General features: G+C 30.0%; 15 protein-coding genes and 1 other RNA gene. 5 read left to right on the forward strand and 11 right to left on the reverse strand.

Translation table 11 applies throughout. The features are described 5' to 3' along the window. Window positions 1–50 precede the first annotated feature (50 nt). Complete coding sequence (locus CLCHR_RS15730) at window positions 51–422, reverse strand: pyridoxamine 5'-phosphate oxidase family protein (protein WP_079440787.1); 372 nt, start codon at window positions 420–422, stop codon at window positions 51–53. A 173-nt stretch (window positions 423–595) separates the two neighbouring features. On the opposite strand from CLCHR_RS15730, the gene pdxR reads away from it, so the two are divergent. Together pdxR and CLCHR_RS15740 are read left to right on the forward strand one after the other, a co-directional pair. Next, complete coding sequence (gene pdxR, locus CLCHR_RS15735) at window positions 596–2020, forward strand: MocR-like pyridoxine biosynthesis transcription factor PdxR (RefSeq protein WP_079440788.1); 1425 nt, start codon at window positions 596–598, stop codon at window positions 2018–2020. A 350-nt stretch (window positions 2021–2370) separates the two neighbouring features. Continuing rightward, window positions 2371–2661 carry a tyrosine-type recombinase/integrase gene (locus CLCHR_RS15740; RefSeq protein WP_242966114.1) on the forward strand — a complete coding sequence of 97 codons (291 nt, stop codon included), beginning with the start codon at window positions 2371–2373 and terminating at the stop codon, window positions 2659–2661. A 214-nt stretch (window positions 2662–2875) separates the two neighbouring features. Here the strand turns inward: CLCHR_RS15740 and CLCHR_RS15745 are convergent, their stop codons facing one another. Beyond that, window positions 2876–3394, reverse strand: coding sequence for a YcxB family protein (locus CLCHR_RS15745; protein ID WP_079440790.1), 519 nt, complete (start codon window positions 3392–3394; stop codon window positions 2876–2878). 308 nt (window positions 3395–3702) lie between these two features. Between CLCHR_RS15745 and CLCHR_RS25245 the strand changes: the two genes are divergently transcribed. Further along, window positions 3703–4017 carry a tyrosine-type recombinase/integrase gene (locus CLCHR_RS25245; RefSeq protein ID WP_242966116.1) on the forward strand — a complete coding sequence of 105 codons (315 nt, stop codon included), beginning with the start codon at window positions 3703–3705 and terminating at the stop codon, window positions 4015–4017. Window positions 4018–4079: 62 nt separating this feature from the next. Further along, window positions 4080–4346: a tyrosine-type recombinase/integrase gene (locus CLCHR_RS25250; RefSeq protein ID WP_243128322.1), complete on the forward strand. Its 267-nt coding sequence runs from the start codon at window positions 4080–4082 to the stop codon at window positions 4344–4346. A 44-nt stretch (window positions 4347–4390) separates the two neighbouring features. Here the strand turns inward: CLCHR_RS25250 and rnpB are convergent. From rnpB to CLCHR_RS15785, 7 genes are all read right to left on the reverse strand, one after another. Then, an RNA gene (rnpB, locus tag CLCHR_RS15755) (RNase P RNA component class A) lies at window positions 4391–4738 on the reverse strand. Window positions 4739–4809: 71 nt separating this feature from the next. Beyond that, a complete protein-coding gene (locus CLCHR_RS15760; RefSeq protein WP_079440791.1) occupies window positions 4810–5112 on the reverse strand; it encodes a hypothetical protein in 303 nt (100 codons plus the stop codon). A 177-nt stretch (window positions 5113–5289) separates the two neighbouring features. Then, window positions 5290–6081 (reverse strand): Nif3-like dinuclear metal center hexameric protein, encoded by a 792-nt coding sequence (locus CLCHR_RS15765; protein WP_079440792.1) that lies wholly within the window; start codon window positions 6079–6081, stop codon window positions 5290–5292. 4 nt (window positions 6082–6085) lie between these two features. After that, window positions 6086–6784 carry a tRNA (adenine(22)-N(1))-methyltransferase gene (locus CLCHR_RS15770; protein ID WP_079440793.1) on the reverse strand — a complete coding sequence of 233 codons (699 nt, stop codon included), beginning with the start codon at window positions 6782–6784 and terminating at the stop codon, window positions 6086–6088. A 203-nt stretch (window positions 6785–6987) separates the two neighbouring features. After that, window positions 6988–8097 (reverse strand): RNA polymerase sigma factor RpoD, encoded by a 1110-nt coding sequence (rpoD, locus tag CLCHR_RS15775; protein WP_079440794.1) that lies wholly within the window; start codon window positions 8095–8097, stop codon window positions 6988–6990. A 29-nt stretch (window positions 8098–8126) separates the two neighbouring features. Continuing rightward, entirely contained in the window at window positions 8127–9908 is a 1782-nt protein-coding gene (dnaG, locus tag CLCHR_RS15780; protein WP_079440795.1) for a DNA primase, read from the reverse strand. 261 nt (window positions 9909–10169) lie between these two features. Beyond that, window positions 10170–11195: a deoxyguanosinetriphosphate triphosphohydrolase gene (locus tag CLCHR_RS15785; protein WP_079440796.1), complete on the reverse strand. Its 1026-nt coding sequence runs from the start codon at window positions 11193–11195 to the stop codon at window positions 10170–10172. A 283-nt stretch (window positions 11196–11478) separates the two neighbouring features. On the opposite strand from CLCHR_RS15785, the gene CLCHR_RS15790 reads away from it, so the two are divergent. Then, window positions 11479–12546, forward strand: a complete 1068-nt coding sequence (locus tag CLCHR_RS15790) for a CotS family spore coat protein (RefSeq protein WP_079440797.1) — start codon at window positions 11479–11481, stop codon at window positions 12544–12546. A gap of 174 nt (window positions 12547–12720) precedes the next feature. Here the strand turns inward: CLCHR_RS15790 and CLCHR_RS25475 are convergent, their stop codons facing one another. Further along, window positions 12721–12846 carry a hypothetical protein gene (locus CLCHR_RS25475; RefSeq protein WP_278337009.1) on the reverse strand — a complete coding sequence of 42 codons (126 nt, stop codon included), beginning with the start codon at window positions 12844–12846 and terminating at the stop codon, window positions 12721–12723. Between the two features lie 230 nt (window positions 12847–13076). After that, window positions 13077–15704: a pyruvate, phosphate dikinase gene (gene ppdK / locus CLCHR_RS15800; RefSeq protein WP_079440798.1), complete on the reverse strand. Its 2628-nt coding sequence runs from the start codon at window positions 15702–15704 to the stop codon at window positions 13077–13079. Window positions 15705–15713: the final 9 nt, after the last annotated feature.

Genomic DNA, 15713 nt, shown 5'->3' on the forward strand with positions numbered 1-15713 from the left:
TTCTTTCACTAATATAAAGTACTCTTTTCAAAAATCGAGTTATATTATAACTATAATGTTTGCTTAGCAGATGCAACAGTTATTTCTAATACTCTACTTAAAAAAGGAAATTTATTCTTCACCATATCAAAATCTGGACCCTCTACAAGGAATTTTGCAGTTCCTTCAATTAAAAATCCTGCTCCTGGATTTTGATGTCCCATAACCTCTTTGCTACCTAAAGTAACTTTAACTTTATTATTTGCTTCTATGTTTTTTTGAGTTGTTCTCATGCCTCCTGCAGGTAATAATATCCTACCATCTTCAGTAACACTAAGAAATGAATGCCAAGTATTAACTACATGCGCCTCATTGTTACTACAAGATACTATAGCTACTACACCTTCATGTGATATAACTTCAAGCAATTTTTCATTTAACATTTAAATTCCTCCTCTGTAATTCTACAAATTTAATTATTTTAATATTTTAAAAAGTCTTAATTTGTGCACATTGACTTTTCTATAAAACAATTATACAATCAATGTGTACTCATCAAAAGTGCCAATTCATTTTATTTTATAGGATACAGTTCATAAGGGGAGTGTTTTAAAAAATGATTGTTCTAGATAACGATTCAAGTGTTCCACTATATTTGCAAATTTATGAGCAGTTAAAAGAAGAGATAATTTCAGGACAGCTTTTGGAAGGCAGTAAGCTATATTCAACACGAACGCTTGCAACAACATTAAATGTCAGTAGAAATACAGTAGAAAGTGCTTATCTACAACTTTCTTCTGAAGGATATATCACAAGTAAAGCAGGCAGCGGATTCATAGTTGAGAAACTAGATAGTATGCTAATCACTAAGTTAAAGAGAGATAACTCTGTCAATATTGAAAAATATAAAAAAACTACTTTACCTAAGATGAATTCTGATAATAATTATAAGTATAATTTCAAATATGGAAAGTTAAATGCTTCTGATTTTCCTTTGCGCTTATGGAGGAGGATATCAAATAAATGCTTGGCCTCTATAGATGCTGAGGTTATGACATCTTATACTGGTAGTAAAGGCGAAAAAGAATTACGAATAGAAATAATGGATTATTTAAATAAGTCAAGGGGTGTCTACTGTACCTCAGAACAGGTTATTATTACTTCGGGCTTTGAGCAGTGTTTAAGTTTACTATGCCAGATGTTCAGAAACAATTTTTCTAAAGTAGCTTTGGAAGATCCTGGCTACATTGGTGCAAGAAAAATTTTTGACAATAACGGGTATGATGTTGTTCCAATTAGCTTAGACAAGGATGGAATAAATATTACTGAATTAGAAAATAGCTCCACGAAGATAGTATATGTAACCCCCTCACATCAATTTCCGACTGGATCAGTGATGCCGATTCAAAAAAGGTTACAATTATTAGATTGGGCAAGAAAAGAAAATGGAATTATAATTGAAGATGATTATGATAGTGAACTTCGTTACAATTCAAGGCCAATACCTTCAATACAAGGTATTGATTCAAAATGTTGTGTTATATATATTGGTACTTTTTCAAAGTCTTTATCCCCAAGCTTGCGATTGAATTATATGGTATTACCAAAATCATTACTAGAAATATATGATAATTTTTTTAGTAGCTACCAAACCTCAGTTCCAATAGTTGAGCAAAAAATAATTCAACAGTTTATGCATTTAGGACATTGGGATAGTCATCTGCGTAAAATATCTCTTCTAAATAAAAGAAGACATGATATGTTAATCCACTCTATTCATAAATTTATGGGAGACAATGTTATTATTCATGGTAAAAATGCAGGCTTGCATATCTTGCTAGAATTAAATAATGGATTATCTGAAGAAGAGATAATAGAAAAAGCTAAAGAATATGGTGTTATAGTCTCTCCTGTATCTACATATTGGTTACGAAAGGATAAATATTCTAATAATATGGTTTTTCTTGGTTTTGGTGGAATGACTGAGAGTGAGATTGCTGAAGGTATTAATTTACTTAGTAAAGCATGGTTTAGTAAGTAAATCCTATTAAAAAATCAAAATAGACATTATAAGAGCTGTCGCATTAGCGGATTAAAATCCATTAGCGATAGCTCATTTTTTAGCTTGCATAAAATATTTCCTAAATGAGATATTGGGCTGATTATTAAATCTTTAAAAATAAGCACACTTTATATAGATGAATTTAATAAATAACATTAAGGAATAAAATAAAGAAAACGTCCTTGTGATCAATGATTCCTAAGAATATTTTCTTTATTTTATTCTTTTATGATAATTTTCTTTGATTTAATAACCTCTGTAACAGGCAATTCAAATATACTAATTTTACCTTCAATGCATTGAAGTACAAAGATATGTGGATAAATCGGGTGATCCAATTTACGAAAAAAAGGCATACAAATGCCACTCAACTTTTAGGAGAAGGAACTGACTATAAAGTTATTCAATCACGTTTAGGTCATTCAGATATTAGTACAACACTAAACATATATTTTCATGCCACAATGGAAATGCAGAAATCTGCTAGTAAAAAGATATCTTCTTTACTGTCTCAAAACAAAAAAAATATCCAGTGGAAGAATAATGGAAGTTTTTCATTCCATCATTTCCAAAGTAGCTATTTTACTGATGCGAGATATGCCATAATCAGAGTTCTGTAGTCAAAATATATTACACCTAATAGTAATTTATAATGATTTATTATAACGAAAAACATGGTAAAAACAAGACCTAAAGAAACAAAAAAGACTTATAATAACTGATTATAACTTATTAAAATTTACTCCTTGTGGGCAAAGCGTGTGCAAAAAGAACTTCTATAATTCATAGAGGTTCTTTCTTATAAATAGAAGGTCCAAACAGTACGAATAATAATTAGCATGTTATATCTATTTTTTTATTCAATTTATTTTTATTCCAAAAACTAACTAAACTACCGTAAAAGTAATTTAGCGCACCAAAGGAATTAAAAGAATTTTTAGGTATAGCATGATATTTATATTTACTAATAAAGATAAAAATATATTTTTTATTTTGTTTAACCTTATATATCGAACTCCATACACAAAAATCTCGGTTTACTGAAGTGGATTCCGTAAAACCTTCATCATCTATTTCTATGACATGTTCACACAATACACCCACTTTATAGCTTGAACTAAAACATATTCTAAAAAGAACAATAAATAATAATATAAGAAAAAAAATAAACGCTATTACAATTGAATAAATAATAGAGCCAACGATGAAATCGAAAGAAAACCTTTTTGTAATAATTCCTAAAATAAAACTAACTACAATTAATACAAGAAAGTTTAGTAAAAAATATCTCTTTAAAATATAGAAATTTAAATTAAAACAATCTTTTTTAGTTAAATTAAATGATACTTTCATAAATTCCTCCCAAAAATCAATATTAAATACATTATAATCCAAATTTAATAGTTTAAGCAATGTATTAACAATTTCTTATTTATTGGTATATTATCAAAGTAGGACAATAGCCTACAGTATATTCGAATAGTGATAGACGGTAACCATTGGATAGGAAAATATTACATCAGATTTGAACCAAATCTAGGCTTTTCAGAAATTTTTGACAATGAATACGTTTATTAAATAGCAATCCTTGCAGATTCGTAGACACACCTAAAAGAGCGAAATTTAAAGCAAATGTACTTACAATTGAAGAACTAAAGCTTATATATCAAAGAGTAAATTCAGATTCATATGAAGATTATATTTTTAGACTAGCATTGGATATTACAGCAGAAACAGGGTTAAGACGTGGTGAATTGTGCGGATTGGATATAGATAAACATATTGATACTAAAAAGCAGACCTTAAAAGTTCGTCAAGCGTTAATCAGAGTAAAAAATAGTTATGTATTATCTCAAAGATTAAAAACAGAATCATTTTATAGGACCTCACAAATAAGTGAATTATTATATATTAAAATAGAAAATCATAAAAAATTATTAAAACTAAAAAAATTCAATATGGAGAATTTTATATAAAAAATATATTTTAAGATATATCTCCAAACATTCTATTAGTTCAAGAAAACGGGAAATTTATAATACCATCTAGATTTCTCCAAAGAATAAAAAGATTATGTAAATATTGCGGCATAGAAAAAAATATTCGCTGGCATGATCTAAGACACAGTAATGCAACCATACTTTTGAAGAATAAGGTATCAATGAAAATAATACAAGAACGTTTAGGCCATTCCATAATGCAGACAACATCAGATATTTATACTCACGTAACAAAAGAAATGAATACTGAAGCTACAGATGTTTTATCAAATGTTTTGTACGCAAAAAAAGCAAGGGAAAGTTAAGGGAAAATACCAACTTGGTATTCCTCAAATCCTTGCAATTACTTGTTGCGAGATAAGCCATAAGCCGAGTTCTGTATTAAGCAATCATCTATCTAGGCTTACCGTTGCCAGTAAGCTCAAGCGACGCACCCGGAGGCGGGACGGGCAGCCCCTTAATGCCTCTCTATTCGGTCTTGCTCCAAGTGGGGTTTACATAGCCGTGAAGTCTCCATCACGCTGGTGAGCTCTTACCATCACCTTTCCACCCTTACCTAAGTAAAACTTAGGCGGTATATCTCTGTTGCACTTTCCTTCAAGTCGCCTTGACTGGACGTTATCCAGCACCCTGCCCTATGGAGCTCGGACTTTCCTCTCCTAGATCTAAGTCTAGCAGCGATTGCACGTCTCACTCGCAAAATCTATATTAACACACCTTATACTAATATGCAAATATTTTTTAAATTAATTTAAATTTCATTAAGAATTATATTAAAATAAATATTATTATTAATAGCAATAGTATTATTATGCCATATATACTGACTCCGCAAAATAATAATGTCAAAAGTATTACTCCAGCTACTATCAACTTAGGATATAATAACATTAAAAGAGGATTTTTATTAGGAAAGAAAGGAAAGCATCCATTTATTCCACCAAATTTCTTTCTTCTGCTTCCGCCTCTAAAAAAATCTTGTATTGCCCTCTTACTATGTTTGAACATATTTTTAAAATCTTTTTTCAAATCTCCTCCAGCCTTATCATTATAATCATCGTCTCTACTCATAATCCACCGCTAAATTATTATTACAATATCATTATATGCAACCATCTCTCAATTTAGTTAATTAATTCTCTTAATATTTTCCCAAAAAAATACTATGAAACTAAAAGTATTAATTTCATAGTAGAATATATGCTTGTATATATTAGGCACAATCAAATAAATAACAAGTCATGTGCCTTAAACAAATTCATATGGATCTTCACATTTCTTTGAAACAGTGAATTCAACACCCTTAAATTTTTCTCTTAAAAAATCCAATGTCTTTAAAAATATAAGATATTCAGTTGCAAAATGTCCAGCATCAATTATACTTATTCCCATCTCTTTAAAATCAGATGCATAATGATAAGTTGTATCCCCTGTTATTATACAATCCGCACCTAAAGCTTTTGCTTTACTAAAATAATCCTGACCGCTGCCATTTATAATTGCTAGTGCTTTTATTTTATCATTCCCTCTAACAATCCTCATATTTTTTATATTTAAATTTTTCTTAACAATGTTAATTATATCATTTAAAGTAGTTTCGTTTTGTAATCTTACAATTCTTCCAATTCCACTATCTTTATAATTACTATTCTCACACGGCTCGATTATTTCATCAGAGTTAAATCCGAGCATCTTAACTAACGTTTCATTAATCCCGCCTTTAACGCTATCTAGATTAGTATGACATGAGTATAGTGCAATATCTTCTTTGATTAATTCTATCACTTTATCTCCTAAAAGCTCACCTTTAATTATACTTTTAGGCTTTCTAAAAATTAATGGGTGATGTGTTATAATTAAATCACTCTTATTTTCTACTGCTTCTTTAATTACTTCCTTTGTACAATCAAGAGCTAGAAAAACCTTTTTTACTTCCTTAAGTTCATCACCAACCATTAATCCAACATTATCATAACTTTCCGCTAAAAATTTTGGAGCAAGTCTTTCGATTTCCATTTCAATATCCATTACTCTGATCATAAGATCACCACCTAACACTTTTTAAAAGACTTTCTAATCTTTCATTTTTCTTTTTCAGTTCATTTTTTCTCTCTTTTGCGTGATCAGTATCATCCACGATAAAATTAATTACTTTTTTATTTTTATCAATTTTACTTTCTATATACGATTTTAATAAAGGCACTTTCTTACTTAACATAGTAGGACTTATTTCATAAAATATACTTTCTAACTTTATATAATCGCCACTTTTATGTCTTACTTTAAATAATTCATAATACTTACCTTCATCTAAACATAAATCTTCATCTAAGATTTCGTAATCGCTACTATATAAATACTCCCTTAAAACTTCAGGATTTTGAGCCGGCTGAAGTATAAGATATTTCAAATTTTTGACTTTATTAAAATCCGCTTCCAATATATCTCTAATTAAATTCCCACCCATTCCAGCAATAATTACAGCCTCTGCTTCTCTATTTTTTAATGGTGCTAATCCACCACCTAATCTTAAATCTATCTTATCTGATACACCATCTAATGCTGCGTTAATTTGTGCTTTCTTTAATGGGTCTTTATTTATATCTGATGCGATAACTTTTTCAGCTATACCATTCCTAACTAAATATATTGGTATGTATCCATGATCTGTTCCAACATCCATTATAACCTTAGCATTATCAAGTTTTTCTATAATCCAGTTTAATCTTTTACTTAATTCCATTATTGACCTCTTTTCTATTTTTTAAGGAAGTTAAATCAGAGATTCGGACTCTCACTTATCACTTACTCACAGAGTAAGTTCAGCTAACTAAATCTCTTTTTAAGGAGGTTAAATCACATACGTGATTTAACTAAGTTCGGATAACTAAATCAAAGATTTAGATCCTCACTTAAAAGAAGCACCTAAATATAGGTGCTTCGCTATTAATCTAGATAATCTTTTAATTTCTTACTTCTTGATGGGTGTCTTAATTTTCTTAAAGCTTTTGCTTCAATTTGTCTAATTCTTTCTCTAGTAACATTAAACTCTTTACCTACTTCTTCAAGAGTTCTTGCTCTTCCATCATCAAGACCAAATCTTAATCTTAATACTTTTTCTTCTCTTGGAGTTAATGTATCTAAAACATTTATTAATTGTTCTTTAAGCATTGTAAATGCAGCAGCTTCTGCTGGTGCTGGTGCTTCATCATCTGGAATAAAGTCACCTAAATGTGAATCTTCTTCCTCACCAATTGGAGTTTCTAATGAAACTGGCTCTTGTGCAATCTTTTGGATTTCACGAACCTTATCTACTGGTAACTCCATAACTTTTGAAATTTCTTCTGGGAATGGATCTCTACCAAGCTCTTGTAATAATTGTCTTTGCACTCTTATAAGTTTATTTATAGTTTCAACCATATGAACTGGAATTCTTATTGTTCTAGCCTGGTCTGCAATAGCTCTTGTTATTGCTTGCCTAATCCACCATGTTGCATAAGTTGAAAACTTGAATCCTTTTCTATAATCAAATTTTTCAACTGCTTTTATAAGTCCTAAATTTCCTTCTTGAATTAGGTCTAGGAATAACATTCCTCTTCCAACATATCTTTTAGCTATACTTACAACTAGTCTTAAATTTGCTTCTGCTAATTTTTTCTTAGCCTTTTGATTTCCTTCTTCTATTTCTCTAGCATAAACCATCTCTTGTTCAGAAGACAATAAAGGTACTTTACCAATCTCTTTTAAATACATTCGAACTGGATCATCTATGGCGATACCTTCCGGAACTGATAAATCTAGTTCTTCTTCTTCAACAGTATTATCAACTGGTTCGCCTATAATTTCGACACCTGTCATCTCTAAAACTTCATATATTTTTTCTATTTGTTCTGGAGTTAAATCAATATGATCCATTGCTTCCATAATTTCTTTATATGTTAACGAACCATTCTTCTTACCTTTATCAATTAATTCCTTTACGGCCACCATTTTAGCATTCTTATCTTTTTTATCATCTTTTGGCTTTACAACTTTTCCATTCGCTTTTTGTTCCATATTATTATTGCCTCCTTCCGTCACAACCTTTAACCTCTCTCTCCCTTTTTAAGTATCTCCGATAATTTAGTAAGCTCCATAGCAATTTTTATAGATTCTTCAATTTCCCCTTCTTTTTCAAATCTATTTTGCTTTATCTTCAATTCATCAATTTGTAATTTAAGTTTATAACTTTTAACTTGTTTTAAATAATCATTAATCAGTCTATCCTTATCGCTAAAATCTAAAATTTCATGCTCTTTTATTTTAGTCAATTCTTTAGAACTTTCAACATCATCACATCTGCTTTCAACGTATGAGGTTATATTTATAGTATCCTCACTTTTGCCTTGTAATATTAATGAATAAATTTTATTATGGGATTCTATTACAAAATCTCCTAATTTTATAGCACCCTTTAATTCTTCATAAAACTTATCTCTTAACATCAAGTTCAGCAGTGCTCTCTCTGCCTTTAAATAACCCGGCTCTACATATAATTTTGTTCCAAAATATTCCTTTTTATTCACAAAATTGTCATCTTTTTGATTTTTTGTTATTACTTGTGAAAGTAAGTCATATAATGCTTGTTCTTTAATCGATGTTTCTTCCGAAATTTTCTTTATATATACATCTTTCTCAATGGGATTTAAGTCTGCCAATATTTCTGCGAACTTTTCTCCGTATTTTATCAATTCATTTCCATTTTTAAGATTTATGCCTTGTGATGCCCTTTTTATCTTATATTCAATAAGAGGTAACGCATCTTTTGCTAATCTTAAAAATGCCTCTTTCCCATTGTTTCTCACAAATTCATCAGGATCTTTTCCTTCAGGTACTGTTAATACTTTCACATCTAACCCAGCACTTCTTAAAATTTCAAGTCCCCTTAAAGTTGCGGTTTGGCCAGCCAAATCAGCATCGTAAGAAATTATGACCTTATTTACATATCTCTTAAGAAGTCTTACTTGATTTGTAGTAAGTGCAGTTCCAAGTGATGCCGCTGTATTAGTTATACCATATTGATGAAGTGCTATTAGATCCATATATCCTTCAACTATAATAATATAATCCTCTTGTAGTCTGTTTTTAATTGCAAAATTCAATCCATACAGATTAATTCCTTTTTGAAAAATCATTGTTTCTGGTGAATTTAAATATTTTGGTTTTGAATCATCTAAAACCCGTCCTCCGAACCCAATAACTTTTCCTCTTACATCAAATACAGGAAACATTACTCTATTTCTAAATTTGTCATATACATTACCAGTCTTCTCATTTTGTGAAACTAATCCTGCTTCAAGTAAGAAATCATTCTTATAACCTTTTGTTCTTAAATAATTCATTACTCCATGCCAGCTATCATGAGAATAACCCAGTCCAAATCTTTTTATTGTTTCTTCTTTGATTCCTCTCTTAAGAAAATATTCTTTTGCTGTTTTATTATTTTGTAAGTTTGCAAAATAATATCGTGCGGCTTCTACATTTATTTTAAATAAAAGCTCTTTTTTTTGAGAAACCTTGCTATTTTCCTGATTGTGCATTTCTAATGGAATATTAGCTTTATCTGCTAAATACTTTGCAGCCTCTACAAAAGTAAGTTTTTTATATTTCATAATAAATGTAAGAACATTCCCTGCTTCTCCACACGAAAAACATTTGTAGATCTGCTTTTCACTAGAAACGCTGAATGATGGGGACTTATCATTGTGAAATGGACATAATCCCATATAATTTCTTCCTGATTTTTTCAATCTTACATCTTCTGAAATAATATCAACAATATCATTTTGTTGCTTTATACTCTCAATTACTTCCTCTGGTATTTGCAAGGAGACATCTCCTTCCTACTGCTTTTTTTGGCAATTATATATTATTCGACATAAAAACGAGTTTTCCTGCTTAAATCATATAAAAATTATATTTATTTTATTTACTTAAGTAAATCATTTAAAAATAACATTAATAATTGCACTATGTATTAATATTTCTTTTTTTTATTTTAAAATCCTTTTTTTATTTTAAAAATATCGTTATTAAATAAATAATCTTTAACTAAAATTATTGACTTAATACATATATTTAATAAATAACTAATCTATTACAACCTTTGGAACAAATATTTTATTAAATAACGACAAACAATAATCATCACTCATACCAGCAATGTAATCTGCAACAGCTCTTTGCAAATCTTCGTTTTCTGCTATTCTTAAATATATTTCTGGCATTTGATTGGGATTTTCTTCAAAATGTTTTATTAATTGCTCAAGAATAAATTTCGCTTTATTTCTCTCAACCTTTAAGGTATCCCCTAAATATATATTTTTAAACATAAATTGTCTAAGTTCTATCATCGCTTCATTAATTTCTTTGCTTAACCCAACCACTCGTATTCCATTCATAAGATTTTCATTGGATGTTTTTACAAAATCCTTAATTAAAGTGTTCAATCTTTGATTTGAATTATCACCTAAAACTTTTACAATTTCTTTTGGAATCTGCTCTATGCTAAGTAAACCTGCACGTATAGAGTCATCTATATCATGGTTTAAATAAGCCATTTTATCACTATATTTAACTACAATTCCCTCTAATGTAATAATGTCTTTTATAGTACCTAGACCACTATGATTTAATATTCCGTTAATAACTTCTTCAGTTAAGTTAAGGCCTAACCCATTATTTTCGAGTTTTGTAACGACCCTCACACTTTGTTCGTTATGACGGAAACCATCTTTTAGGTATTCATTTAATACCTCTTCCCCATTATGAGCAAAAGCAACATGCCCTAAGTCGTGCCCTAATGCTATTGCTTCAATTAAATTTTCATTTAATCCAATTCCAACACCAATATTTCTAGCAACCTGTGATACTTCAAGGGTATGAGTTAATCTTGTTCTATAATGATCACCAAAAGTTTTTATATATACTTGTGTCTTATGCTTGAGGCGTCTAAATGATTTACTTTGAATAATTCTATCTCTATCAAGCATATAACAAGTTCTAATTTCATCATCGTCTTCCCTTATTTTTCTCCCTAGAGAGTTTTTTGAAAAAGCTGCTTCTGGAATTAATGTCAAGCTTTCAAAATTCTGAATTTTTTCTCTCACACTCATATATTCTCACCTCTTTTTATGTATTCTACTCTTATCATTATATTCCTCTATTTATTGGCTATATTTATTATTTGCAAATAATAAAAAAATAATATCCTTTACATATAAATTTTTATATTTTTATAAAATACTTTAAGTATATTACTATAATCACTTTAATATTATTTAATAATGAGGTTTTTTATATTTTATCTAATATTTATTGAACAAAGCTGATTTTGATTAATTTCCTTTAAAATTCTTTATTAATATAAATTAGAATCACTTTATAAAGGAGTGTATTATGGGTAGTGAAATTTTATCTTTACAAGAATCTAACTTGTCCCCTGAAATCATAAAACAAAATGTTTTACCATATTATAATTTACAGAATGGTAAAATCTCTGTAATTAAGTTTAAGGATACTGAAAAACAAAGGGCTGTCTACAGAATAGACTATAATGAAAAGAGTTATTGTTTAAAAAAGGTTTATTATGATATTAAAGATTTATTATATGTGTACTCAGCAATTGAATGGCTGTATAGAAATAATATCAGAGTTCCGAAACTCTTACCTACAATTGATAATAATCGTTTTGTATCTTATCAGAATATGCTTTTCATACTTACTCCTTGGATTGAAGGTGAAAAATGCAGTTTTGATAACTCAGATCATGTAATAATCTCCATAAAAAAACTTGCTGCTATTCATTCGATATCGCGTAATTTTCAACCTATTTTAGGTAGTTCGCCAAAACAAGGACTTGATGATTATTACATATCAACTTTAAAACACTTTCAAGATTTACTTGAATCATCAAATGAAGCCTTTAAATACAAAGATATCTTTTCAAGGCAATTCATATCAAGCTTTGATACAAACTTACGGCTTGCAAAGGTATCCTTAGATATTTCTAACAAGATTGATACTAGCGAATTAAGTAAATCTTTATGTCATGGTGATTATGTAAATAAGAACTTAATTTTCCCTGAAGACTTAGATCCATGGATTATAGATTTTGATAAATGTAAGGTAGATTATTGTGCGAAAGATTTAGCATACTTCATGCGTCGATTATTAAAAAGAGAAAATACAAAATGGAATATTGATTTAGCTTTATCTGTATTGGATAATTATAACGAAATTTCTCCCTTAACAAAATCAGATTTAAGATATATAATCTCATATATTTGCTTTCCACAAAAGTATTGGAAGATTTCAAGGGATTATTACAAAAATATTCATAAATGTAATAAACCCGCTTTTTCAACCCTGCTCTCAAATGCTGTTTCAAAGTCAGACTTCCAATATGACTTCGCATTAAACATAATAAATGCAGTACAAACAAAATATAATATGAATTTGATGTAAAATAGAAACCTCTTGAATTTCATATTCAAGAGGCTGCTATTTTAAATATTAATCTCATTTCCTATTCTTTTGACATCTTTCATCAATGACAAATCTCCGAAGAAAAATTCTACTTCTGCTTTCGGTGCTATACTTTTTATCATTTTTTTAGTTGCTTCGGATTTATCCTTACTCCTAGCAGTTAAAATAAGATGATGCTAATTCGCTTGCAACTAGCTGTCCAAGACCATTGGTAGCCCCGGTTATTACAACTATTGGATTAGTAATCATAAGAATCTCTATTCCATGAACGTACTTCAAAATGGGATGATTCTAAACTAGAACAGTTTACAGAAATGCTCAGAGATTTTAATTGTCATGATTCCAAATAGAATCACTAATATTTATGAACTACAAGTTCTTAAATAAAAAATAGGATATTGCATTTAAACTAGTAAAGTTTTAAATTACAATATCCTATACTTTTTACTGTATGAATAATTAAACTCTTAATTGCATCAAGTCTTTAGACAAGCCTATAAACATAGATATTATCTTTTATTTTTCACTTGTGCTTGTGCTGCTGCAAGTCTTGCAAGTGGCACTCTAAATGGTGAACATGACACATAATCAAGGCCTGTGTTATGGCAGAATTCAATTGATGAAGGATCTCCACCATGTTCTCCACAGATACCAAGATGGATGTCTGGGCGAGTAGCCTTTCCTTTTTCTGCGGCTATCTTAATTAGTGAACCTACTCCAGTTTGATCTAATTTAGCAAATGGATCTTGTTCATAAATCTTCTTTTCATAATAAGCAGATAAGAATTTAGCTGCGTCATCTCTTGAGAATCCAAATGTCATTTGAGTTAAGTCATTTGTACCAAATGAGAAGAATTCTGCTTCTTTTGCTATTTGATCAGCTGTTAATGCAGCTCTTGGTATTTCTATCATAGTTCCAACTTTATATTCTAAAGTTACACCTTTTTCTTTCATAACTGCTTCAACTGTATTCACAATTACATCTTTAACATATTTTAATTCCTTAATTTCTCCAACTAATGGAATCATTATTTCTGGCACTATATCATAACCTTTATCTTTATTAACTTCTATTGCAGCTTCAATAATAGCTCTTGCTTGCATTTCAGCAATTTCTGGATAAGATACTGCAAGACGGCATCCTCTATGACCCATCATTGGATTAAACTCATGAAGTTCTTGAACTGTAGCTTTTAATTCTTCATAAGTTATTCCCATTTCTCTAGCCAATTCTTTTACATCTGCATCAGCAGTTGGTAAGAATTCATGTAAAGGTGGGTCCAACAATCTTATTGTAACAGCTCTTCCTTCCATTGCTTCATAAATACCTATAAAGTCTGATTTTTGCATTGGTAATATCTTATCTAAAGCAACTCTTCTTTGTTCAACATCTTTAGAAGTAATCATTTGTCTTACAGCCATAATTCTATCTTCTGCAAAGAACATATGCTCTGTTCTACAAAGACCTATACCTTCTGCACCAAATTCAACAGCTTGCTTTGCATCTCTTGGACTATCTGCATTAGCTCTAACTTTTAATTTTCTTATTTCATCAGCCCATCCCATAAATGTTGCGAAATGTCCTGATATTTCTGGAGTAACAGTCTTTATCTTTTCTCCATATACATTACCACTAGTACCATCAATTGAAATATAGTCATCACTTGTATAAACTTTTCCATTGATCTCTACTATTCTCTTTTCTTCATCAACCTTAATAGCTCCACATCCTGCTACGCAGCAAGTTCCCATTCCTCTTGCAACAACGGCAGCGTGAGAAGTCATACCTCCTCTTACAGTAAGTATTCCTTGAGCAGCTATCATACCTTCAATATCTTCAGGAGAAGTTTCAAGTCTTACAAGAACTACATCTTCACCAAGTGCAACTCTATCTTTAGCTTCATTAGCAGTAAATGCAATTTTACCACATGCAGCTCCTGGAGATGCTGGCAACCCTTTTGCAACTGGTGTAGCACTCTTTAAATCTTCAGTGTAGAAAGCTGGGTGTAATAATGTATCTAATTGTTTAGGCTCAACCTTTAATATTGCTTGCTCTTTAGTAAGCATTCCTTCTTCAACTAAATCAACTGCAATCTTTAAAGCAGATTGAGCTGTTCTCTTACCATTTCTAGTTTGTAAGAAGTATAGCTTACCTTCTTCTATGGTAAATTCCATATCTTGCATATCTCTATAGTGATTTTCAAGCCTATTAACAATTCCCTCGAATTCAGCATATATTTCTGGGTTTTGTTCTTTTAATTTTCCTATTTCAAGTGGTGTTCTGATACCTGCAACAACATCTTCTCCCTGTGCATTCATTAGATATTCACCATATATAGCGTTATCTCCATTAGCTGGATTTCTTGAAAATGCAACTCCAGTTCCTGATGTTTCTCCTTTATTACCAAATACCATTTGTTGTACATTTACAGCTGTACCCCATTCTCCTGGAATATCATTTAATCTTCTATATACAATAGCTCTTGGATTATCCCAAGATCTAAAAACAGCTGTTATAGATTCTATTAATTGAACTTTTGGATCACTTGGAAAATCCTCACCTTTTTCTTTTTTGTAAAGAGCCTTAAATTCATCAACTAACTCTTTTAAATCATCAGCTGTTAAATCTGTATCAAATTCAACACCTTTCTTTTCTTTAAGTTCATCGATTTTATTTTCAAATAATCTCTTTTCAATCCCCATAACAACATCAGAGAACATTTGAATAAATCTTCTATAAGAATCATATGCAAATCTAGGATTGTTTGTTAGCTCAGCCATAGCTTCTACTGCTATATCATTTAATCCAAGATTTAAAATTGTATCCATCATTCCTGGCATTGAAACTCTTGCACCAGATCTTACTGAAACTAGTAAAGGATTTGTGTTATCTCCAAATTTCTTACCTGTAGATTCTTCGAGTTTAGCTAAATTTTCATAGATTTGACCTATTATTTCGTCAGAAATTTTTCTACCATCTTCGTAATATTTATTACAAGATTCTGTTGTAACAATAAAACCATTTGGTACTGGAATCCCTAGACTAGTCATTTCTGCTAAATTAGCACCTTTTCCTCCAAGTAGATTTTTCATTGAAGCATTTCCTTCACTAAAAAGATATACATACTTATTTGACATCTCAATACT

This window comes from Clostridium chromiireducens (assembly GCF_002029255.1).
Lineage (GTDB): Bacteria > Bacillota > Clostridia > Clostridiales > Clostridiaceae > Clostridium > Clostridium chromiireducens.